18 protein-coding genes are annotated in these 19,724 nt (G+C 65.8%); 12 read left to right on the top strand and 6 right to left on the bottom strand.

The window, feature by feature from the left end:
- The first annotated feature begins 43 nt into the window (after positions 1–43).
- Both V1Y59_RS17405 and V1Y59_RS17400 read left to right on the top strand, forming a co-directional pair.
- On the top strand, positions 44–1,330 hold the full coding sequence (locus tag V1Y59_RS17405; protein ID WP_330506204.1) for an aspartate aminotransferase family protein: 1,287 nt from the start codon (positions 44–46) through the stop codon (positions 1,328–1,330).
- Between the two features lie 9 nt (positions 1,331–1,339).
- Positions 1,340–2,464, top strand: a complete 1,125-nt coding sequence (locus V1Y59_RS17400; protein ID WP_330506203.1) for a lipase family protein — start codon at positions 1,340–1,342, stop codon at positions 2,462–2,464.
- Here the strand turns inward: V1Y59_RS17400 and V1Y59_RS17395 are convergent.
- Positions 2,446–4,464: an OPT family oligopeptide transporter gene (locus V1Y59_RS17395; RefSeq protein WP_330506202.1), complete on the bottom strand. Its 2,019-nt coding sequence runs from the start codon at positions 4,462–4,464 to the stop codon at positions 2,446–2,448. The two genes, V1Y59_RS17400 and V1Y59_RS17395, sit on opposite strands and share 19 nt — an antisense overlap.
- A 234-nt stretch (positions 4,465–4,698) precedes the next feature.
- Between V1Y59_RS17395 and V1Y59_RS17390 the strand changes: the two genes are divergently transcribed.
- From V1Y59_RS17390 to V1Y59_RS17375, 4 genes are all read left to right on the top strand, one after another.
- Complete coding sequence (locus tag V1Y59_RS17390) at positions 4,699–5,163, top strand: MarR family winged helix-turn-helix transcriptional regulator (protein WP_330506201.1); 465 nt, start codon at positions 4,699–4,701, stop codon at positions 5,161–5,163.
- 160 nt (positions 5,164–5,323) lie between these two features.
- Positions 5,324–6,862, top strand: a complete 1,539-nt coding sequence (locus V1Y59_RS17385) for an MFS transporter (protein WP_488803377.1) — start codon at positions 5,324–5,326, stop codon at positions 6,860–6,862.
- Between the two features lie 136 nt (positions 6,863–6,998).
- Positions 6,999–7,502 carry a methylated-DNA--[protein]-cysteine S-methyltransferase gene (locus tag V1Y59_RS17380; RefSeq protein ID WP_330506199.1) on the top strand — a complete coding sequence of 168 codons (504 nt, stop codon included), beginning with the start codon at positions 6,999–7,001 and terminating at the stop codon, positions 7,500–7,502.
- 26 nt (positions 7,503–7,528) lie between these two features.
- Positions 7,529–8,398, top strand: a complete 870-nt coding sequence (locus V1Y59_RS17375) for an SDR family NAD(P)-dependent oxidoreductase (protein WP_330506198.1) — start codon at positions 7,529–7,531, stop codon at positions 8,396–8,398.
- Between the two features lie 16 nt (positions 8,399–8,414).
- Here the strand turns inward: V1Y59_RS17375 and V1Y59_RS17370 are convergent, their stop codons facing one another.
- From V1Y59_RS17370 to V1Y59_RS17355, 4 genes are all read right to left on the bottom strand, one after another.
- Positions 8,415–9,641: a sulfotransferase family protein gene (locus V1Y59_RS17370; protein ID WP_330506197.1), complete on the bottom strand. Its 1,227-nt coding sequence runs from the start codon at positions 9,639–9,641 to the stop codon at positions 8,415–8,417.
- A gap of 12 nt (positions 9,642–9,653) precedes the next feature.
- The gene (locus V1Y59_RS17365) at positions 9,654–10,841 is read right to left on the bottom strand and encodes a DUF1214 domain-containing protein (protein ID WP_330506196.1); all 1,188 of its coding nucleotides are present in this window, start codon (positions 10,839–10,841) and stop codon (positions 9,654–9,656) included.
- A gap of 146 nt (positions 10,842–10,987) precedes the next feature.
- Complete coding sequence (locus tag V1Y59_RS17360; RefSeq protein WP_330506195.1) at positions 10,988–11,464, bottom strand: glutathione peroxidase; 477 nt, start codon at positions 11,462–11,464, stop codon at positions 10,988–10,990.
- Positions 11,465–11,540: 76 nt separating this feature from the next.
- On the bottom strand, positions 11,541–12,236 hold the full coding sequence (locus tag V1Y59_RS17355; RefSeq protein WP_330506194.1) for a TetR/AcrR family transcriptional regulator: 696 nt from the start codon (positions 12,234–12,236) through the stop codon (positions 11,541–11,543).
- Positions 12,237–12,456: 220 nt separating this feature from the next.
- On the opposite strand from V1Y59_RS17355, the gene V1Y59_RS17350 reads away from it, so the two are divergent.
- Genes V1Y59_RS17350 through V1Y59_RS17340 form a run of 3 tightly spaced genes read left to right on the top strand, consistent with a single transcriptional unit; the run spans position 12,457 to position 15,053 of the window.
- Entirely contained in the window at positions 12,457–13,680 is a 1,224-nt protein-coding gene (locus V1Y59_RS17350; RefSeq protein WP_330506193.1) for an oxygenase MpaB family protein, read from the top strand.
- Positions 13,681–13,727: 47 nt separating this feature from the next.
- Positions 13,728–14,627 (top strand): cutinase family protein, encoded by a 900-nt coding sequence (locus V1Y59_RS17345; RefSeq protein ID WP_330506308.1) that lies wholly within the window; start codon positions 13,728–13,730, stop codon positions 14,625–14,627.
- Between the two features lie 15 nt (positions 14,628–14,642).
- Positions 14,643–15,053, top strand: a complete 411-nt coding sequence (locus V1Y59_RS17340) for a globin domain-containing protein (protein WP_330506192.1) — start codon at positions 14,643–14,645, stop codon at positions 15,051–15,053.
- A 19-nt stretch (positions 15,054–15,072) separates the two neighbouring features.
- Here V1Y59_RS17340 and V1Y59_RS17335 read toward each other — a convergent pair whose 3' ends face one another.
- Positions 15,073–16,119, bottom strand: coding sequence for an isopenicillin N synthase family dioxygenase (locus tag V1Y59_RS17335; RefSeq protein ID WP_330506191.1), 1,047 nt, complete (start codon positions 16,117–16,119; stop codon positions 15,073–15,075).
- Positions 16,120–16,175: 56 nt separating this feature from the next.
- On the opposite strand from V1Y59_RS17335, the gene V1Y59_RS17330 reads away from it, so the two are divergent.
- The 3 genes from V1Y59_RS17330 to V1Y59_RS17320 all read left to right on the top strand — a co-directional run bounded on the left by V1Y59_RS17330 (position 16,176) and on the right by V1Y59_RS17320 (position 19,499).
- Positions 16,176–16,814, top strand: coding sequence for a helix-turn-helix domain-containing protein (locus V1Y59_RS17330; RefSeq protein WP_330506307.1), 639 nt, complete (start codon positions 16,176–16,178; stop codon positions 16,812–16,814).
- 124 nt (positions 16,815–16,938) lie between these two features.
- The gene (locus tag V1Y59_RS17325; RefSeq protein ID WP_330506190.1) at positions 16,939–17,979 is read left to right on the top strand and encodes an NAD(P)-dependent alcohol dehydrogenase; all 1,041 of its coding nucleotides are present in this window, start codon (positions 16,939–16,941) and stop codon (positions 17,977–17,979) included.
- 233 nt (positions 17,980–18,212) lie between these two features.
- Positions 18,213–19,499, top strand: coding sequence for a competence/damage-inducible protein A (locus tag V1Y59_RS17320; protein ID WP_330506189.1), 1,287 nt, complete (start codon positions 18,213–18,215; stop codon positions 19,497–19,499).
- Positions 19,500–19,724 lie beyond the last annotated feature (225 nt).

Below are 19,724 nucleotides of genomic sequence, written 5' to 3'. Positions count from 1 at the left end.
GTCTGACTGCAGCCTACGGTGGGGCCGGCCGTACGGTGGTGGCATGTCGAGCTCGTCCACCCGCCACCTCATCCGTTACGGCGGCACATTCTCACCTGACCTCATCGGGCGAGCGGAAGGTTCCTACGTCTTCACCACCTCGGGTCGGGGGCTGCTCGACTTCACGTCGGGCCAGATGTCGGCCATTCTCGGCCATTCCCACCCCGACGTGGTCGCCACCGTGCAGCGTCAGGTCGCCACCCTGGACCACCTCTTCAGCGGGATGCTCTCCGAGCCCGTCGTGGAGTTGGCCGGCCGCCTCGCCGAGTCGCTGCCCGACCCGCTGGACAAGGTGCTGCTGCTCACCACCGGTGCCGAGTCCAACGAGGCCGCGGTGCGGATGGCCAAGCTCGTCACCGGGAAGCACGAGATCGTGTCCTTCACGCGGTCCTGGCACGGGATGACCCATGCGGCCGCCGCGGCCACCTACAGCTCTGGGCGCAAAGGGTACGGTCCGGTCGCCGCAGGCAACCTCGCGTTGCCCACCCCGAACGCCTACCGCCCCGACTTCATGAACGCGGACGGTTCGTTGGACTGGCGACGCCAGCTCGACTTCGGTTTCGAGATGATCGACGCCCAGTCGGTCGGATCGCTCGCGGCGTGCATCGTCGAACCGATCCTGTCGTCAGGAGGCGTGATCGACCTTCCGCCCGGCTACCTGGCGGCGCTGAAACAGAAATGTGTCGAGCGCGAGATGCTACTCATCCTCGATGAGGCACAGACCGGCCTCTGCCGGACCGGCACGTGGTATGCGTTCGAGCGTGACGGCGTGGTGCCCGACATCCTCACGCTCTCCAAGACGCTCGGCGCCGGACTGCCACTGGCTGCCACGATCACCTCGCCGGAGATCGAGGCGATCGCACACGAGCGTGGCTTTCTGTTCTTCACCACGCATGTCTCCGATCCGCTGGTCGCGGCGGTCGGCAACACCGTGCTCGATGTCCTCGTCCGCGACGGCCTCGACGCTCGCGCGCGAGGCGCGGGAGATCTCCTGCGCGACGGACTCATCGCCATCGCCGATCGCCATCGTGTCGTCGGCGATGTCCGCGGCCGCGGACTGATGCAGGGGATCGAACTCGTCACCGACCACGAAACCAAAACCGGTGCAGACGAACTCGGCGCAGCGGTCACGCGCCGATGCTACGAGCTCGGCCTACACATGAACGTCGTGCAGCTCCCCGGCATGGGCGGCATCTTCCGGATCGCTCCACCGCTGACCGCCTCCGACGACGAGTTGAGGTTGGGACTCGAGATGCTCGATCAGGCCATCGGGGAGTGCACGGCGACGTAGTCTGCGGCCATGTTGATCACGACCGCAGAAGCTCCCGCCCTGACGGAGCTGCGGCCGGTCCAGCCGATCGACACGTCGGAGTCGGCGCAGGTGCGTTCCACTTTCCCCGTGTATCCCGATCTGACGTCGGTCCTCGCCGACAGACGGGATCGTGCGGTGATCGCGCATACGCTCTCGGTCGCAGCCGGCTACGTGTACTCCGACGTCGAGACCGAGTCGACCATGATGGCGCGCATGGGGTTGACCGACAACCTCTGTGTGGCGGCCACGATGTCGGTGGACGCGATGTTCATCGACACCACCGCATACATCATCCAGAGCGCCGACGGCCGGGTCGTGATCCTGAGTTATCGCGGCACCGAGCTGACGAACCCCATCAGCTGGGTCGCGGACGCCGACGTCAACACCGACCCGATTGCCTTCCAGTTCGGCCGCGACGTCGCCGACCCGTCCGAGCGCTATCCGATCCACGGCGGCTTCTACCGCAACGTGCGGCGCACCCGTTATGTCGTCATCGAGGCGCTGAAGCGAGCCGCACAAGGACTGGCCATCCACAGCAGCGGCGCCAGTGGCGATTCAGCGACCCGGCGACTGGCTCATCGAATGGAGTCGCTGTACGTGACCGGCCACAGCTTCGGTGGCGCACAGGCGGACCTGTTGGCGGTGATGTTGATGACCGACGATCGCTACCACAAGAGGTTCGGCAAGCAGTTCAAGGGCCTCTACACGTTCGGCCAACCGATGGTCGGATCACCGGAGTTCGCCGCGCAGTGCGACAGACTTCCGATACTGGCCCACAACACGTTCCGCTACAAGTATCGGCACGATCCGGTGCCACACCTGCCTCCCCGGGTGACGGGAGAGTTCGCCCACCACGGACAGGAATTCCACCTGTCGAAGTCCGGCGACGACCGAATTCGTGTCGCCTGCAGAAACACCGGCCAAGAGCTCTTTCCGAGCAGACTGCTCTGGGCACCGATCGGCTTCGTCACCCGCCAGATACCGCTGCTGGCCGGTATTCCGCTGCCGTACAACATCGACGACCATTTCCCGCATCGCTACATCGCCGCGCTCACTCCGCCCGGGCGGGCGAACGAGTTCGGCGACGCCGAGTTCTATCGCGGCGACGACTGAGAATCGTCGACAGCGGTCTCGCCCTTCACCGCCCACTGACGCGTCCACCGGTACAGCCATGCGAGCACCGCGACGAACGCGACCACCCCGAGGATCTCCGACCACGTCTCCCAGCCGTCGCCGATGAACGGCAGGGCGAGCACCTCGTCGTTGCCGCTGGACGCGACGATCGCGGCGAAGACCACGTTCCACAGACTCTCGCCGACGATGAGACCCGTGGCCATCAGCACGCCCATCCGCTTCTTGCGTTCCACATGGCCGCCGGTGCGTTCCGCCCACTTGTTGTAGGCCCGTCCGATGAAGGCGCCGATCGGGATGATCAACGTGACCGACATCGGTAAGTACATCCCCATACCCACCGCGAGCGGCGGCACCCGGAACCTGGTGCTGGTCTTGGCCAGGACCTCGTCGACGATGATGACGACCACGCCGATCAGGACACCGAGACCGATGAGCGCCCAGTCGAGGTCGCCGCCGAAGACACCTTCGGCCAACGACGAGATCAGACCGGCCTGCGGCGCGGGAAGCGCATCCTCTCCGGCGCCCGGTGCGCCGACGAAGCCGAACGCCGTCTGCATCAGCTGCAGCACCGGCGGGATGACGGCCGACCCGAAGAACACTCCGATCACCAAGGCCACCTGCTGTTTCCACGGCGTCGCGCCGACCAGCTGGCCGGTCTTGAGGTCCTGCAGGTTGTCGTTCGAGATGGTCGCGACTCCGAAGACGATCGCCGCGGTGAACAAGGTATAGGCGACCAGTGCCGCGGACTGGTCGTCGTCAGCGGTCCCGAACGTCAGTTTCAACACGACCGCAGCCACCAGCACCACGACGATGCCGACACCGGAGATAGGACTGTTCGACGACCCGATCAGGCCGGCCATGTAGCCGCACACCGAGGCGACCACGAGTCCGATGAGGAACACGAAAAGAATGCTGGCGGTGATGATCCCGGCTGCGCTCCCATGGAGCACGGTGTTCTCGGCGAAGTCCCACAACATGAATCCGATGGGGATCAACGACGCCAGCACGACCCCGCCGACGATGGTGATCGGGATGTCCTGCTCGGTGACGTCGACCCTCGTGCCCGCACGCCGCGCGCGAGTGGACACCATGGCCGCCTTGATACCGCGGGCGATCGGTCCGATGATCTTGATGAGGGTCCAGATCGCCGCGATGGCGATCGCGCCGGCACCGATGAATCGGACGTCGTTGGTGAAGGTGTCGTCGATGACGTCGGCGATCGATCCGGTCGACGGGAGATCACCCCACGTGCGGATCGGCAGCAGGACGCCGTAGGAGATCACGAGGCCGATCAGCATCGAGATGCCGACCATGATCCCGACCAGATGCCCGACCCCGATGAGCGAGAACAACAGTCCCGCGCCGAACATCGTTCCGCCCTGCCCGACGCGGACGAAACCGGAGATCGTCCCGGCGATCAGTTTGGTCTGCGTCAGGATCGAGAAGGCCGCCGACACAACGCTACCCACGACGATCACACGCAGCCCGCGGCGGTTCTCTTCTGCCCCTTGCGCGGTGTCGCCGACCTTGAGGACCTCAGCCGCGGCAGCACCTTCCGGATACGGCAGGTCCGATCCCGTGACGAGCGCCCGGCGCAACGGAATCGAATACATCACGCCGAGGACGCCGCCGATCAGACACACGGCCACCGTGGTCCAGTACGGAAAGCCGGTCCACCAGCCGATCATGATGAGCCCGGGCAGCACGAAGATGATCGCCGCCAACGTGCCTGCGGCCGACGCGATCGTCTGGACGATGTTGTTCTCGACGACGGAATGATCGGCGAAATATCGCAGGATGCTCATCGAGATCACGGCGGCCGGGATCGCGGTGGCGAAGGTGAGGCCCACCTTCAGTCCGAGGTAGACGTTGGCGGCCGTGAACACCAGCGTGATCACGCCGCCCAGGACGATGCCGCGGATCGTCAGTTCCCGCAGTCCCGCCGACGAACCCTTGAGTGTGGAGCCTGACGTGGACATGACGGCGACCCCTTCATCCGACCCGGTTCTCCAGTTGTGGACTTCCGACAACTCTAAGAGCGGGTCGCGATATCCGCAGGCGATCGTCTGTGGGAGAGAGACCGTGTCGCCCAAGAGGTCTGAATTGTCGGATTCAGTGCCGTCCGGATTCCCGAACACCACCGGTACTCTGTGAACGTTCACCGTCGACGACGGCGACGCCGATCGCCATCGGGGGAAGGGGCCGCAGCGACGATGGGAACGGATCCGATCACCGACCTGGAGGCCGAGCTCACCGACATCTGGCGCCGCGGCCGCGTCCAGATGCGCGAGCGGTCCCGCGCGATCCACCCTCGGCTCGACCCCACCTGCTACCCGCTTCTCATTCTGCTGTCCCGGCATGACGCGGTCCGGATGTCGGACCTGCTCGCCGACCTCGGGCTGGAGAAGTCGACGCTGACCCGTCAGATCGACTCGGTGGTCCGCCTACGGCTCGTCGAACGACACCCGGACCCCGACGACGCACGTGCGCGTCTCGTGGCGTTGACCGACGAAGGGCGATCCCGGCTCGAGGCGGTGGCCACCACGGCGGCCGCACTGTGGCGTGAACGCCTCTCCCGATGGGACCAGGACGACGTCCGGCGCCTCGCCGATCTTCTGCGACGGCTCGGCGACGACACCGCGGACATGACCACCGATGAGCGGAATACCGAGCGGTAGTTGCGCGTTGCAACGGCCGACCCTATAGTTGCGTCACTCAACTATCTGTTTGGGTGTGCGCGTCTCGCGCCCAGCCCGCGCCGAAACCCGAGGAGGTTGTCGTATGAGTTCGTCGGTTTCACAGACCGCCGCGACGTCGGCCGCGACCGCGGACTCCCCGATGACACACCGCCAGCGCATCGAAGCCCTGGTCGGACTCCTGCTCGGCATGTTCGTGGCGTTCCTGTCGTCGACGATCGTGTCCAACGCGCTGCCGGTCATCATCACCGACCTGCACGGCACGCAGGACCAGTACACGTGGGTGGTCACCGCCACCCTGCTCACGGCGACGGCCACCACCCCCATCTGGGGCAAGATGTCGGACCTGGTGAGCAAGAAGCTGCTGGTCCAGTTGTCGCTGACGTTGTTCACGGTCGGTTCGATCCTCGCCGGACTGTCCCAGAGCGTCGGCATGCTGATCGGATTCCGCGCGATCCAGGGCCTCGGCCTCGGCGGCTTGCAGGCGCTGGTCGTCATCGTCATCGCATCGATGTTCAGCCCACGGGAACGCGGCCGCTACCAGGGCCCGATCGCCGCGGTCATGTCGATCGCGACCGTCGCGGGCCCACTGATCGGCGGCGTCATCGTCGACACCAGCTGGTTGGGCTGGCGATGGACCTTCTACGTCTGCGTCCCGCTCGCGGTGATCGCCCTGGCGGTCATCCAGCGCACCCTCAACCTGCCGGTCGTCCGCAAGGACGTGACGATCGACTACGCCGGAGCGGCGCTCATCGCCGCCGGAGTCAGCACCCTGCTCATCTGGGTGACCCTGGCCGGCAAGAGCTTCGACTGGGCATCCGGGCTGTCGTATGGTCTCGTCGCCCTCGGCATCGTGCTCCTGGTCGGTGCGCTGATCGTCGAGTCGCGTGTGCCCGACCCGATCATCCCCCTGCACCTCTTCCGCGACCGCACCACCGCCTTGGCGACTCTCGCGAGCATCGCGGTGGGGGTCGGGCTGTTCGGTGGCGCGGTGTTCCTGGGCCAGTACTTCCAGATCGCCCGCGGCTTCTCACCCACCGCGGCCGGCCTGCTGACGCTGCCGATGGTGATCGGGTCGATGCTGTCGGCCACGGTGTCGGGCAATCTCATCACCCGCTTCGGCCGGTGGAAGATCTACCTGGTCTCCGGCGCTGCGCTCATGACGGTTGGCTTCGGCCTCCTGTCGACGATCGACGGGCACACGGACATGGTTCTGGTGAGCGGGTATCTCTTCGTACTCGGTTGCGGGATGGGGATGTCGATGCAGAACCTCGTGCTCGCGGTCCAGAACAACGTGCGGCCCGACGACCTCGGTGCCGCGACTGCGACGGTGGCGTTCTTCCGTTCGCTCGGTGGTGCAGCCGGGGTCTCCGTGCTGGGTGCGGTGTTGTCGAATCACGTGGCTGACCTGATCGCGCGGGCGCTCGACGCGATCGGCGTCGGCGCCGCGCAAACCGGTGGCACGTCCGCGGGCCTCTCGAACCTGAACGAACTGCCGGGTCCGATCGCCGACATCGTTCGTGGCGCCTACGGCGACGGCACCGCACGGATCTTCCTGATCGCCGCGGCCATGTCGGCCCTGAGCCTGATCGCGATCGCATTCATCAGAGAGGTCGCACTGAACACCGTCAGCCCGGATCAGCAGAGGTGGATGGAGTCGCAGCGGGACAGCGCGGTCTGAATTCGTTCTGGCCGCACTTCCAGGCTCCGGCTTGGAGCAGGACCTGCGGCCAGAAGCTGCAGGTGCGGCCAGAACGTCAGCCGTGCTGTCGTACCGGCGTCGTACCGTGGGTCACGGACCGAACGAGGAGTGGGCGATGACTGGTCGACGTCACGCGATCATCCCGACAACCCTCGGCGACATGACACTGGTCGCCGAGGAGAACGACCTGGTCGGATGCCGATTTCCGCCGGCCGACACGTCGCCGTCCGGCGACGTGGTCGAGCCCATGGATGACGCTGTCCTGGGACCCGCCGCGACGCAGCTCCGCGAGTACCTCGACGGCCGGCGCACGGTGTTCGACCTGCCGTTACGCACCGAGGGCGACGAGTTCCAGCAACGCGTATGGACCGCACTGCGCGACATCCCGTTCGGCCAGACCGTCAGCTACGGACAACTCGCGACTGCACTCGGTGGTCCCGCGCTCGCACGGCGCGTCGGGAGAGCGGTCGGCCAGAACCCGATCGGCGTGTTCATCCCGTGCCATCGGGTGATCGGGGCGGACGGTTCACTCACCGGGTTCGGCGGTGGTCTGGCGCGCAAACGACTTCTCCTGGACCTCGAGGAGCCGCCCGAGCGTCGTGCGGCGCGCCTGTTCTGATCGAAGCACTCCCCTACCCTCGTGGCATGGACGACCGATTGACCGCCCTTGCCGGACATCGCGCCGTCGTCACCGGCGCAACCAACGGACTCGGCCTGGCCACCGCTCGCCGACTCGCGCATGCGGGGCTGCGTGTGGTGCTGGCCGTCCGCGACACCGACCTCGGCGCGCAACGAGCGCGCGAGTTCGGCGGCGACTGCGAGGTGCTGCCGCTCGATCTCGCGGACCTCGCGTCCGTGCGCCGCTTCGCCGAGCTACTCGACGGCCCGATCGACTATCTGATCAACAACGCCGGCGTGTTCCCCCATCAGCATCGGCGTACCGCCGACGGATTCGAGTTGGGGATCGGCACCAACTTCCTCGGACCGTTCGCGCTGACGAATCTGTTGCTGCCCCGGGTCGAACGGCAGATCGTGATGGTGGCCTCCGACGCCCATCGCGGCGCCAAGGCGCTCGATCCCGACGACCTGGACCTTGAGCAGGCTCGATGGAGTCCACCACGCGCGTACGCGCGCTCGAAACTGGCCGTCATGCTGTGGGGACTCGAACTCGATCGACGCCTGCGCGCGGTGGGCTCACCGGTGACCGCGATGATGACGACCCCGGGATGGGTCGCCTCGAACATCTCCAACAAGCCACGCCTGGGCATCGCACACAAGCTGGTCCAGGGCGCCGCCTCGCGATTCGCCAACGACATCGACGCCGGCGCACAGACCACCCTGTACTGCCTGACCGAGCCCATCCCGCCGGGCAGCTATGTCGGCGTGGATGGGATCTGGGCGCTGCGCGGCCAACCGGTTCTGTTCGGGCGGTCCTCGGCGGCTTGCGATTTCGAGGTGGCCGGACGGCTGTGGTCGAGAGCGGAGATGCTGACGGGAACAGCCTGGCCGTTGTGAGACCGCATCGTGCACCTCACAGTTCGAAGGCCGCGCGATAGCGTGCGTACGCGGTGCTCACCTCTGCTTCGGTGAGACCGAAGTCGTCGAGCGAATAGGTGTGCACCCCATGGGCGTGCTGGGCGTGACCGGCGCGGTGCGCTTCCATCTGCGCGCGGATGTCGTCGGTGAGGTCCAGACCGACCGCATCGTAGATCCGTCGGACCTCACCGATCGGGTCGTCGACGAGGTCGTCGTATCGCACGTCGACGAACACCTCGGGGCGCTTCGCACGGACGTCGAGTGCGCGGTCAACCATCGCCGCATTGCGACGTAGCCAGTGTCGTGCAACGGATTCCGCGTCGACATGATCACTGAACATCGAGTGTCCATGCGCCAGCATGCTGGAGAACGACGCCGTGGTGCGCACCGGGTCGCGGTGGGTCTGCACGATCACCGCGTCACCGAACACCTCGAGCAGGGTGTCCAGGTGCTCGAGATGCGCGGGCGTCTTGAGCACCCAGTGTGGTCTCGGGTTCTGGTCGTGCAGGATCTGCAACAACAGCTTCAGGTAGCGGTACGAACCGAGCATGTCCTGTTGCTGCAGCCACACTGCATAGGTCGGCACGTCGAGCATCGCCTCCGGCACCTGGGACAGCAATGAATACTCCTGCAGCAGCACGTCTTCTTCGGGACCGTCGGCCTCGACCGCGTGGATCGCGAAGAACTGCGGGTTCAGGTAGCGCAGCGCGACTTCGGCCACCTTGGTCTGCGCGACGCGCACCGTCGGGCGGCCCGGTCGTTCACGTTTTCCTGGCAGCACATGGATGACCTCCCAGGAGCCGACGGAGCGCATTCGCGGGTCGGCGCCGATGAGCCGGTGCAGCATCGTCGTGCCGCTACGTTGCAGACCGGCGATGACGATCGGTGGCGTGATCTCGATGTCGGCGATGTCGGGACGGCGCCGCATGAGCTCGGCGACCCGCAGACGGGTGGTGAGGATGCCGTGCATCCGCGCGCGGATGACCAAGGAGCCGAACGTCGACAGCTGCGCCTCGTCGACGATCGAGGTGCACAGCACATCAAGGGCTTCGTCGGTGAGCGGGTCAGCGGCCCACACCAACCCGGTGGCCTTCTCCGCCCGCCGACGCAAGGTGGCGGCCGACAGATCGACCTTCCGGATACCGCGCGAGTCCAGCATCTCCCCGATTCGGTTGACCACGCGGATCGGACGCCGCTGGAACGGGACGAAGGACGCTGCCATATCCGACAACCGTCAGATCAGTTGCGGCAGTTCGGCCGTCGAGACCACCCGCGTCGTGGGTTGTGGGTGGGTTGCCGCGCGAATCCAGCGGAACGTCATCGCACCGCACTCGTGTCCTGTCGTGTTGATCCAGTTCGGCAGGCCCGGGTCCTGATGGGCGACGACGATTCGGACACTGCCGTCTGACCGGTACGTCGCGGTGTGCTTGTTGACGTGCACGGTGTGATAGCGGTAGTCCAGCGATTCGAGCCAGTGGTTGTCGAGCTGGAAGTTCCATCCGTCGCAATCGGGGATCTCGCTCTCGATCACGAGGGCCTCGTCGGGTTCGAGGCGCCAATAGCTGTGGTAATAGATGATGTTCGGATCGCCGCCCGCCTTGGTCGATCGTTCCGGGTCGAACATGGGTAGCTCGTTGGTGTGTTTCTGGAAGTCGCGGGCCCACTTCGCGAACAGCATCGATGCACCGGCGACGAGCAGGCTCGCCTTGCCGAGACCGGTGTCGAGCGCGGCCGGCGTCAACGGTTCCGGGGACGTGGCCCCGTCGAGCAATTCGATTCGCAGTTCCGCCGGCACCTCACTGGTGCGATCGGCGAAGGTCTGCCGGACGATGAGCAGGCCGGTCGCGGACGTCATCGGCAGCCAGTTGCCGTCGTGTTCGGTTGCGCTGACGATGATCTCGAATCGTCCGTCGGGGCCGATCTCGAGGTCGGCGGCCTCGACGTAGCCGGTCGTCGGCATCTGCCCACCCTCGCCGTAGTTGCCCTCCTGCGTACCGAACCCGAGGTAGTCGACGGTGCCGCGTGTCCCGATGATGCGGTACTCCAGCGAACCGTCGAGGGTGGCGTTCATGTAGTGGTTGTCGGGGTTGTCCGAGCCCATCTTCGCGGTCTCGTGGATCATGCGCCGCAGCACGGGCGCTCGCGGATCTGCGTACTCGACGAACGCCTCGAGCCCGGCTCGGGTGAGCCGGCTCAGATACCGATAGCCTTCGGCCTGGGTGAGCGGGTCGGTGGGTGTGCCCGGGAACACGACGGCCGCGCCCGCCGACTTGAGGGTGTCGCAGAACTCCTCCCACGACGCCCCGGTCACGACGCGCTGTTCGGCGACGCTGTCGGGCGTCTGGCCGCGCATCTTGAGGTACGCGACGCGCGCCTTCTTGAACTGCCCCAGTGCCGCTGTCGCGATCGTGCGTCCGTTCATCGCCCGCCTTCCGTGCCTGGCTTCCTCGAATCACCCTGACACGTTCTGCCCTTTGGCGACGGCCGAATACGGACGCTCAGGTTCCAACCACCCGCGCAGGTGGCACACTGCGCGTTTGGTTGGAGCGTGCGCGTTTCATGTCGCCGTCAGAGAACCTTGCCGATGGCACCGGTCAGCTTCTCCGGCTTGGTTGCCGGAGCGAAGCGGTCGACGACGGTACCGTCACGGCCGATCAGGAATTTGGTGAAGTTCCACTGGATTCGGCCACCGAGCAGGCCCCGCTTCTGCGAGCGAAGCCACTCGTAGAGCGGGTGCGCATCGGGGCCGTTGACATCGACCTTCGCGAACATCGGGAACGTGACGTCGTAGGTCAGCGAACAGAAGTTCTTGATCTCCTCGGCGTTTCCGGGTTCCTGGTGCGCGAACTGGTCGCACGGAAATCCGAGCACGCGTAGTCCCTGGTCTCCGTATTCGCGACTCAGCGCCTCGAGACCCTGATACTGCGGGGTGAAGCCACATTTCGAGGCGGTGTTGACGATCAGCAGCGGCAGACCCGCGTAGGTGGACAACGGCACCGGGTTGCCGTCGATGTCCTTCGCGGTGAAGTCATATGCGTTGGTCATTCTGATTCCCCCTTTGATTGCGCCGGCCCGGTCAGGCCGACTGTTCACTTCGAAATCCATACGCGTGCACGACAGGTCAGGTCGGGCGCGGCTCGAGCATCGGGACGAGATACTGCCGCGCGACCGCGGCGAGCTGTTCGTCGTCGTGCACGTCGATGAGTTGGCTCGGCACCGTGAGAAATGAATTCGACACCCGGACCATCACCTCTGCGGTCAGTTCGGTGTCGAGTTCGGCGGCGATGTTGCCCGCGATCTGTTCCTTGCGGAGCTGCGCGGCGACGAACTGACGGACCGCGGCAAGCATCCTGCCGTCGTCGGCGCCGATCGAACCGGCGAGCAATGTCGGTTCGGTTTCGATGAGACCGCCGATGAGCGGGTTGCCGAGAATCGACCGCAACGAGCTGACAAACCCGAGCTCGACACGTTCGGCGGCGGTGTCCGCTTCCCTGATGTCGGCGAGGAAGCGGAGGAAGTAGCGGCGGAATTCACGCAGGAGCACCTGTTCGACCAGCGCGTCCTTGGTGTCGAACTTGCGATAGATGGTGATCCGGGAGAGGCCGGCGCGACGTGCGACCTCCTCCATGGAGGATCGTTGAATGCCCATCCGGCAGAACTGGTCGAACGCCGCGTCGAGCAGCCTGGTCCTGGTCGGGTCGTCGGTTTCGGCGAAGTCACCGCCGACCACCGCGACGTAAGCTCGCTGCAGTAGGGACTGGGACCTCGAGTCCGGCGACTGCGTTTCCGGCGTCGCGGCGGCTTGGCCTGGTTTCACTGGTACTCCTCCGCCGGTCGTGGGCGAAGCATACCGCGAGTACAGACCGGTTGCCGCCACCCTTTTGTGAGCTCATCCACCCGACTGCCCGAGGGTGAGTTCAGCTGGTGAAATGCCAGCTTGTGAGTGGTGTCACACTGTGCTAAGTCTATGTAACAGAGTTACAGCCTTTGTTACATCGCGTCATCGAGTCGGGTGGCGATAGACGGGAGTGAAGAAGATGGACAATGTGAGCAGGCGGAATCTGTTGAAGGCCAGCGGAACCGTCGGAGCAGTCGGCGCGCTGGCGACTGTCGGGCAGGCGACGCCGTGGACGTGGTCGCCGGCCGGATCGGTGCCCGGTCGCGGCACCGGCGCGAACCCGCTCACGGTGTGGGACGTGGAAGCCGATCCGGTGGTCGCGTCGCTGCTCGACCGTGGCGAGGTCCCGAGGGTCAACGAACTGCTGCGCGGCTGGACCAAGAACGGCCAGCCGCTGCCGGCCGGGCTACCCAAGGATCTGCGGGACTTCATCGAGTACGCGCGCCAGCTGCCACCGTGGACCGACCGCTCCAAACTCGAGACCGCGGTCCGGTTCAACCAGAAGCGCGGCACCTATCTGGGCGTACTGTACGGCTTCGCCAGCGGCATGATGAGCACGGTCATCCCCCGCGAGGCCCGCGCCGTCTATTACTCCAAGGGCGGTGCGGACATGAAGGACCGCATCACCAAGACCGCGAAGCTCGGCTACGACATCGGTTCGCTCAACGCGTACCGTCCCGATGGCGAGATGATCGTGACCTGTGTCAAGACGCGTCTGGCGCACGCTGCCGTGCGGCATCTGCTACCCCAGTCGCCGTGGTGGACCCACTCGGCGGACGAGAGCAAGCCGATCAGCCAGGCCGACATCATGGTGACCTGGCACAGCCTGCCGACCACGGTCATGCGGATGCTCAACAAGTGGAACGTCCGCATCGCACCGGACGAGTCCGAGGGCTTCCTGCACTCATGGCAGGTCAGCGCCTACATGCTGGGTGTGAAGGACGAGTACATCCCAGCGACGTGGGGACAGGCGGATGCCCAGGCCCAGCAGGTGCTGGACCCGATCCTCTCCCCCACACCAGAGGGTAAGAAGCTCGCGGACACCCTCCTCGATCTGGGGATGAACCTGGACCTCAGTCTGCTGTCACGAGGGGTGCTCGGCGCTCTCACCCGCTTCATGCTGGGCGACCAGATGGCCGACTGGTATCAGATCCCGCGGGAACCAGTATGGAGTCCGCTCCTCGAAACCGCCTGGGGCCCTTATGTCATCGTCCGCGAAGGGGTGCTGGACCTGGGTATGCCGAAGGAGGCGTACTGGCTGTTCGACGAGTTCCTGCGGCAGTTCGTGCTCTTCTACATGTCGGAACTGCGCATGCCGATCAACATCACCATCCCGGTGTTGAACAACCCGCGCTACAACTGATCCGCTGCACTTGCGCCAACACGAATGTCGGGGAATCGAGCATGACCATGCGCAAGTGGTTCGTGGTGCTCATCGCCGTCGTGGCCGGGCTCGTCGCACCGGCCACGGCGGCGGCGTCACCGTCGACCTTCAACCGTCCACACTGCCCGGAACTGTACGTCCTCGCCATCCCGGGAACATGGGCCGACATCGCTGAACCGGGCATCCTCCGCGACGTGACGAGTGGCCTCGGGCCGCGGACGCTGGTCCACTTCGTCGGCTACTCCGCAACCGCCTTCCCCTGGGAGAAGGCCATTTACGGCAAGTCCAAGGCCCAGGCCGTCGCGAACACGGTGGGACTGGCGACGACGATGCTCCGCCGTTGTCCCCGTACGCAACTCGCGTTGACCGGGTACAGCCAGGGCGCGGATGCGGCAGGCGATGTGGCTGCCGAGATCGGCAGCGGCCGGGCGGCGATCAGACCGCAGCAGGTGGCAGGAGTGGTCTTGCTCTCCGATCCGCGCCGATCACGGAAAGACAATCTCGTCGGCTACCAGTTGGATGGACAGGGCAGCGGCGGCCCTCGCCTGACGGGCATGGGCTGGTTGAGTCACAAGACGTTCAGCATCTGCGCACCGCGAGACCTGTACTGCAACACCCCGCGCGATTCGTACGTGACCCGGATCGTCGGCTACCTCGCCGAGACCAGCGATCCCAATCCCAGCCAGATGCACCAATATCACGCCGAGGCCAGCGCGATCCTCGACGAACTCCTCGCCAAGGGTGGGATCGGAGCGCTCGGCCGCGAGGTCAGCAATCAGCGTGCACGCCAACAGATCATCGTGTTCAACCGGTTCCTGCAGTCCGGAGTGCACACCAACTACGCCGCGTTCGAAGTGCAGCCCGGGGTGAGCGCCGTGGATTGGGCGCAGCAGTTCCTCGCCGGGCTCTCGACGCAGCACCAGTGACCTGAGAGGTACGAGATGGACAAGCAGCTGCTCGAGCGGAGTCTGACAGCGGTCGACCTGCCCGAAGACGGCCTGACAGTGCGGTTCTACGAGATCCTGTTCGAGCGATACCCGGCTGTGCAACCGATGTTCCGCCGGGACACCAAGCTCCAGGCGGAGATGCTGCGCACCGCCATCGTGTCGGTCATCGACAATCTCGACGATGGAGAATGGTTGTCGTCGAACCTGGGTTCCCTCGGTCGACGTCACGCCGACCTGGGAGTCACCGCGCCCATGTACGCGGCCGTGGGCGAATGCATGATAGCCGCGATGGCCGAGATCGGTGGTGACGATTGGACACCCGAGATGAGTGCGGCGTGGACCGAGGCCCTCACCGCGGTGTCGTCGCTGATGCTCGCCGGGTATCCCGATGGGGTACCGAGCTGATCGCAGCCAGGCCGACCGGTCAACCTTTCGCCGCGAGCACCCGCGCCGCCTCCCGCACCGCATGGACGTTCGCCTTGCCTTGACGTGACCCGGCCAGTTTGGCGGCGATGTGGGCTCGCACGGTGATCGGCTCGTAGGCCAGGCCGTTGTCGCTGCCGAGGTAGTCTGCTGCGGTTTCGATCACGGCATCGACGTTGCCGTCGTGGAAGAATGCCGCGGATCGGCGTCGCGCTATGGTGCCGTCGATGATCGGCGGCTTCACACGGTGCAGGGTCGACATCCAGCGGTCGTTGGTGATCCGGGCGGTGAGGTCACCCAGGTTCACCAGCAATGCGCCGTCGATGGGCGACACATCATGCCAGTGCCCATCGGTTCCCAGGATCTGCAGTCCGGCAACCTGATCCGCCCACAGGACGGTCACGATCCCGAAGTCGGTGTGTTCACCCATCCCCGTCAGGTCGCCGTCGAGGGTGACGGTGCCCTCGGGCAGCGCGTAGTTGTTCATCCGCAGCACGTCGATCGAGTGATCGGTGATCGCATCGAAATACCCCGCGGGCAGACTCAGGGCATCGGCGAAGATGGACGTCAGGGTGCGTGCGACGCGGCTCGCCTCGTCGAAATACGCTCCGACACGGTCCTCGAAGCCGCGCACCGCGTCGGGCCAGACGTTGATCCCGTAGTCGGCCTCGTCGAGGTCGAGCTCGGTGAACGACCGCGCCTCGACGCCGACGTTGAAGGCTTCGAAGAAGTCGTTCATCCGGGTGGCCGATTCGACGCCGAGGCTGAGGCTCAGCGACTCGCTCTTCGGCGGGCTGTACCCACGGTTGGCCCCGTCAACGCGGTAGGTCTTCTTGGACTCGAGTGCGAGGCCGAAGAAGTCGTCGATCGCGGCGCCGAGTCCATCACCGACCGAGTCGGCGATACCGTGGCCGAGTATCTGCATGAAACCCACACGGCTGCAGGCATCGTCGACGGCCGCTGCCACTGCGCGACGCGCCTCGGGCGAACCGTCGGCGACATATGGCGAGATGTCGATCGCGGGTACTTCGAATTCCGATGTCGTCATACTCCACTTCCACGTCCAGGGTCAGGCGCGTTCCTGCTAGAGTATAAGCCACAGTTATCGCTATCGCGACTCGGTGCAGGTCCGGGATCGCCCACGGATCGGATGGTGCGGGCATTTCACTAGACGAACAAGCTCTGGCGGTTCGTGCTGGCGGCGCGATTCGTGCCCTGCGTGAGAAGTCAGGACTATCGATGCGCGAGGCGGCTGCCCGTGCCGGGATCAGCCAACCGTTTCTCAGTCAGATCGAACGCGGGCAGAACATGCCGTCGATGATCACCGTGTATCGGTTGGCGGAAGCGCTCGATGTGACACCTGGAGATCTGCTGCCGGCCAGCACCGACAGTCAGGTCGAGATCGTGCGCAACGGCGAAGGCCGCGTGCTGCCGGTGGCCGACCGCGCCGACGCGGCGTTCGGTCGCGTGCTGCTCATGAATCCGCAGTCGCTACTGCAGGTCATCGAGTACAAGATCGCCGCCGACCAGTACATCGGCGAATGGTTTCAGACACCTGGAGTCCTCGCGCTCTATGTGATGGACGGAGAACTCGACATCACCGTCGAGGGCGCAGGCACCTATCGTGTCGGTCCCGGCGACCTCATCACGCATCCCTCGCCACTGCGTCACCGATGGCTGCTGGTGGACAACAGGCCCGCAGAGGCGCTGCTGATCATCGCGGATTCGGCTGCGCCGATCTAGCTCTGTAGTTCGCTGCCGCGTTCGACGAAGTGGCATTTCCCACCCTCACATGCGTCATCGGCCATAAGAGCGTAGGACGGAAAGAGGGGGATGACCTACTGACGAACCGAGAGGTTGTGATCGCATGAAGGCCATCCAGATCGTCAAGCCTGGGGCCGAGCCCGAACTCCGCGAGGTGGAGAAGCCGACGCCCGGGCCGGGCCAGGTGTTGCTGAGGGTCACCGCGGCGGGTGCATGCCACTCCGACGATTTCGTTCTGAACACACCCGCGGACAATTTTCCGTACCCACTCCCGATGACGCTCGGGCACGAGGGGGTCGGCGTCGTCGAGCAAACCGGTAGTGGCGTGGACAGCATCTCCGAGGGCACAGCCGTCGCCGTGTACGGCCCGTGGGGTTGTGGTGTGTGCGAGTTCTGTTCGCGCGGGATGGAGAACTACTGCAGTCGCGCACAGGATCTGCAGATCACCCCGCCCGGACTGGGTGTCGACGGTGCGATGGCGGAGTTCATGATCGTCGACGACCCGCGGCATCTCGTCCCCATCGGCGACCTGGACCCGGTGCGCGCCGCACCACTGACCGACGCCGGACTCACGCCTTATCACGCAATCAAGCCGTCGTTGCCGAAGCTCGTCGGTGGCACCACGGCCGTGGTCATCGGCGCCGGTGGTCTCGGGCACATCGGCATCGAACTGCTGAAGCGCCTGACCCCGTCCCGGATCATCGCGCTCGACGTCACCGAGGAGAAGCTGGCGTTCGCGAAGGAAGTCGGCGCGGACGAGGTGGTGCTGAGCAACGACGACGCCATCGACAATGTCCGCGAGATCACCGGAAGTGACGGCGCCACCGCGGTGTTCGACTTCGTCGGCTTCCAGCCGACCATCGACATCGCGATGGGTGTCGTTGGGACACTGGGCGACGTCGTCATCGTCGGACTCGGCGATGGCGAGGCGGCCGCCAAGGTGGGCATGTTCGCCCAGCCGCAAGAGGTGTCGGTGCGGGCTCCGTACTGGGGTTCACGCAGCGAGCTGATCGAGGTCATCAACCTCGCGCGCGACGGCGTCCTCGACGTGGCCGTCGAGAAGTTCAGCCTCGACGACGGCGTCGATGCCTACCGCAAGCTGGCCGCCAACGAATTGCGCGGACGAGCGGTCGTGGTGCCGTAGCCGCGAGACCCGGCGTGCCCCCGTTGGTCGAGTAGCCGCGCGAGCCCGCGAGCCGGCGTATCGAGACCCCTGCGTCGCGCGAACCGACGCAACCCCAACCGCCGGTCGAGTAGCCGCGCGAGCCTGCGAGCCGGCATCCCCCGTTGGTCGAGTAGCCGCGCGAGCTTGCGAGCCGGCGTATCGAGACCCCTGCGTCGCCTCGGCCCGCCGTCGCCGTCGATAGACTCGGTCAGATGAGTGCGCGCGCGGGCATCGTGGTCACCGGCACCGAAGTGCTGACCGGGCGAGTTGCAGACCGCAACGGGCCATGGGTGGCCGGCCGACTGCTCGACCTCGGGGTCGGCGTCGCACACATCACCGTGTGTGGCGATCGACCCGACGACCTCCGAGCGCAACTACGCTTCCTCGCCGCCGAGGGCGTCGACCTCATCGTCACCACCGGCGGACTCGGACCCACGGCCGACGACCTGACGGTCGCCACCGTTGCCGAGTTCACCGGACGCGCGCTGCACCTCGACACCAACCTCGAGGCACACATCGCCGACATCATCGGCCGGTGGATGAAGCGCCGCAACGCCGACCCGGACCCGGGACCACTGCGTGCCGGAATCCGCAAGCAGGCGCTTGTTCCCGAAGGCGCACAACCGATTCCACCCACCGGCACCGCACCCGGAGTGGCCATCCCGGCCGATGTGGAATCCGGCAGCCCGACCATACTGGTGCTGCCCGGACCCCCGCGCGAGCTGCAGGCGATGTGGCCGACCGCGATCGCCACCTCCGAGGTCACCGCCGCATTGGCGGGGCGCGACGACTTCCGGCAGGAGATCATCCGCGCATACGGATTGTCCGAGGCCGACCTGGCCGAGACACTGCGCGACGCCGAACACGACGTGGCTGGTTTCGACGACCTCGAGATCACCACGTGCCTGCGCAACGGCGAAGTCGAGATGGTCACCCGTTTCCCCGACGGCGCCTCCTCCGCGTACTCCACGTTGGCCGCCGCAATCGCCAATCGCCATCAGCGCCACATCTTCTCGACCGACGGGTCCACCATCGACGATCAGGTCGTGGCCGCGCTCGCGGGACGCACCGTGGCCACCGCCGAATCCTGTACCGGCGGAATGGTCGCGGCCCGACTCACCGATCGGGCCGGATCGTCGGCGTACATTATGGGCGGTGTTGTCGCCTACGCGAACGAGACCAAGATCGGCCAACTCGACGTTCCCGCCGAACTCATCGCGGCACACGGCGCGGTCAGCGAACAGGTCGCGGCGGCGATGGCCGAAGGTGCCGTGGCAAGGCTCGGCGCCGATGTCGCGTTGTCCACCACCGGAATTGCCGGCCCCGGCGGCGGTTCCGACGCGAAACCGGTGGGCACGGTGTGCTTCGGGGTGGCCGTCGCGGGCCGACCGACGTCGACGTGGACGCGCTACTTCCCCGGTGATCGCGCCAACGTGCGGTTGTTGTCGACCGTTGCGGCCATGCATTTCCTCGCGTCGGTGGTGGGCGACCCTTCGTGATGCTCGCAAGCTCGCCCTGGTCCCGCTGATCGAGTAGGGGGCGAGCGGCCGCGAGTGGCCGTATCGAGATCGCGTCACCGGATCTCGATACGTCCTCGGCTAGTGTCCTGCGCCGTTAATTCGTTGAATAAGTCTGCCGATGGAGCCGAGGATGTCTTCGGCGGTTTTGGTCCAGATGAATGGTTTGGGGTTGGCGTTCCATCCGGCGATCCAGTTCTTGATGTC

Origin of the sequence: Gordonia prachuapensis, from assembly GCF_036350515.1 — a bacterium.
Taxonomy (GTDB): Bacteria; Actinomycetota; Actinomycetes; order Mycobacteriales; family Mycobacteriaceae; genus Gordonia; species Gordonia prachuapensis.
Note: the sequence above shows the minus strand (reverse complement) of the source record. Positions and strands in the feature narration are given on the sequence as shown.

Bases quoted from the DNA above. Each gene is read 5' to 3' on its own strand.
- V1Y59_RS17405 (WP_330506204.1), top strand. From the start codon at position 44: ATGTCGAGCTCGTCCACCCGCCACCTCATCCGTTACGGCGGCACATTC.
- V1Y59_RS17400 (WP_330506203.1), top strand. From the start codon at position 1,340: ATGTTGATCACGACCGCAGAAGCTCCCGCCCTGACGGAGCTGCGGCCG.
- V1Y59_RS17395 (WP_330506202.1), bottom strand. From the start codon at position 4,464: ATGTCCACGTCAGGCTCCACACTCAAGGGTTCGTCGGCGGGACTGCGG.
- V1Y59_RS17390 (WP_330506201.1), top strand. From the start codon at position 4,699: ATGGGAACGGATCCGATCACCGACCTGGAGGCCGAGCTCACCGACATC.
- V1Y59_RS17385 (WP_488803377.1), top strand. From the start codon at position 5,324: ATGACACACCGCCAGCGCATCGAAGCCCTGGTCGGACTCCTGCTCGGC.
- V1Y59_RS17380 (WP_330506199.1), top strand. From the start codon at position 6,999: ATGACTGGTCGACGTCACGCGATCATCCCGACAACCCTCGGCGACATG.
- V1Y59_RS17375 (WP_330506198.1), top strand. From the start codon at position 7,529: ATGGACGACCGATTGACCGCCCTTGCCGGACATCGCGCCGTCGTCACC.
- V1Y59_RS17370 (WP_330506197.1), bottom strand. From the start codon at position 9,641: ATGGCAGCGTCCTTCGTCCCGTTCCAGCGGCGTCCGATCCGCGTGGTC.
- V1Y59_RS17365 (WP_330506196.1), bottom strand. From the start codon at position 10,841: ATGAACGGACGCACGATCGCGACAGCGGCACTGGGGCAGTTCAAGAAG.
- V1Y59_RS17360 (WP_330506195.1), bottom strand. From the start codon at position 11,464: ATGACCAACGCATATGACTTCACCGCGAAGGACATCGACGGCAACCCG.
- V1Y59_RS17350 (WP_330506193.1), top strand. From the start codon at position 12,457: ATGGACAATGTGAGCAGGCGGAATCTGTTGAAGGCCAGCGGAACCGTC.
- V1Y59_RS17345 (WP_330506308.1), top strand. From the start codon at position 13,728: ATGCGCAAGTGGTTCGTGGTGCTCATCGCCGTCGTGGCCGGGCTCGTC.
- V1Y59_RS17340 (WP_330506192.1), top strand. From the start codon at position 14,643: ATGGACAAGCAGCTGCTCGAGCGGAGTCTGACAGCGGTCGACCTGCCC.
- V1Y59_RS17335 (WP_330506191.1), bottom strand. From the start codon at position 16,119: ATGACGACATCGGAATTCGAAGTACCCGCGATCGACATCTCGCCATAT.
- V1Y59_RS17325 (WP_330506190.1), top strand. From the start codon at position 16,939: ATGAAGGCCATCCAGATCGTCAAGCCTGGGGCCGAGCCCGAACTCCGC.
- V1Y59_RS17320 (WP_330506189.1), top strand. From the start codon at position 18,213: ATGAGTGCGCGCGCGGGCATCGTGGTCACCGGCACCGAAGTGCTGACC.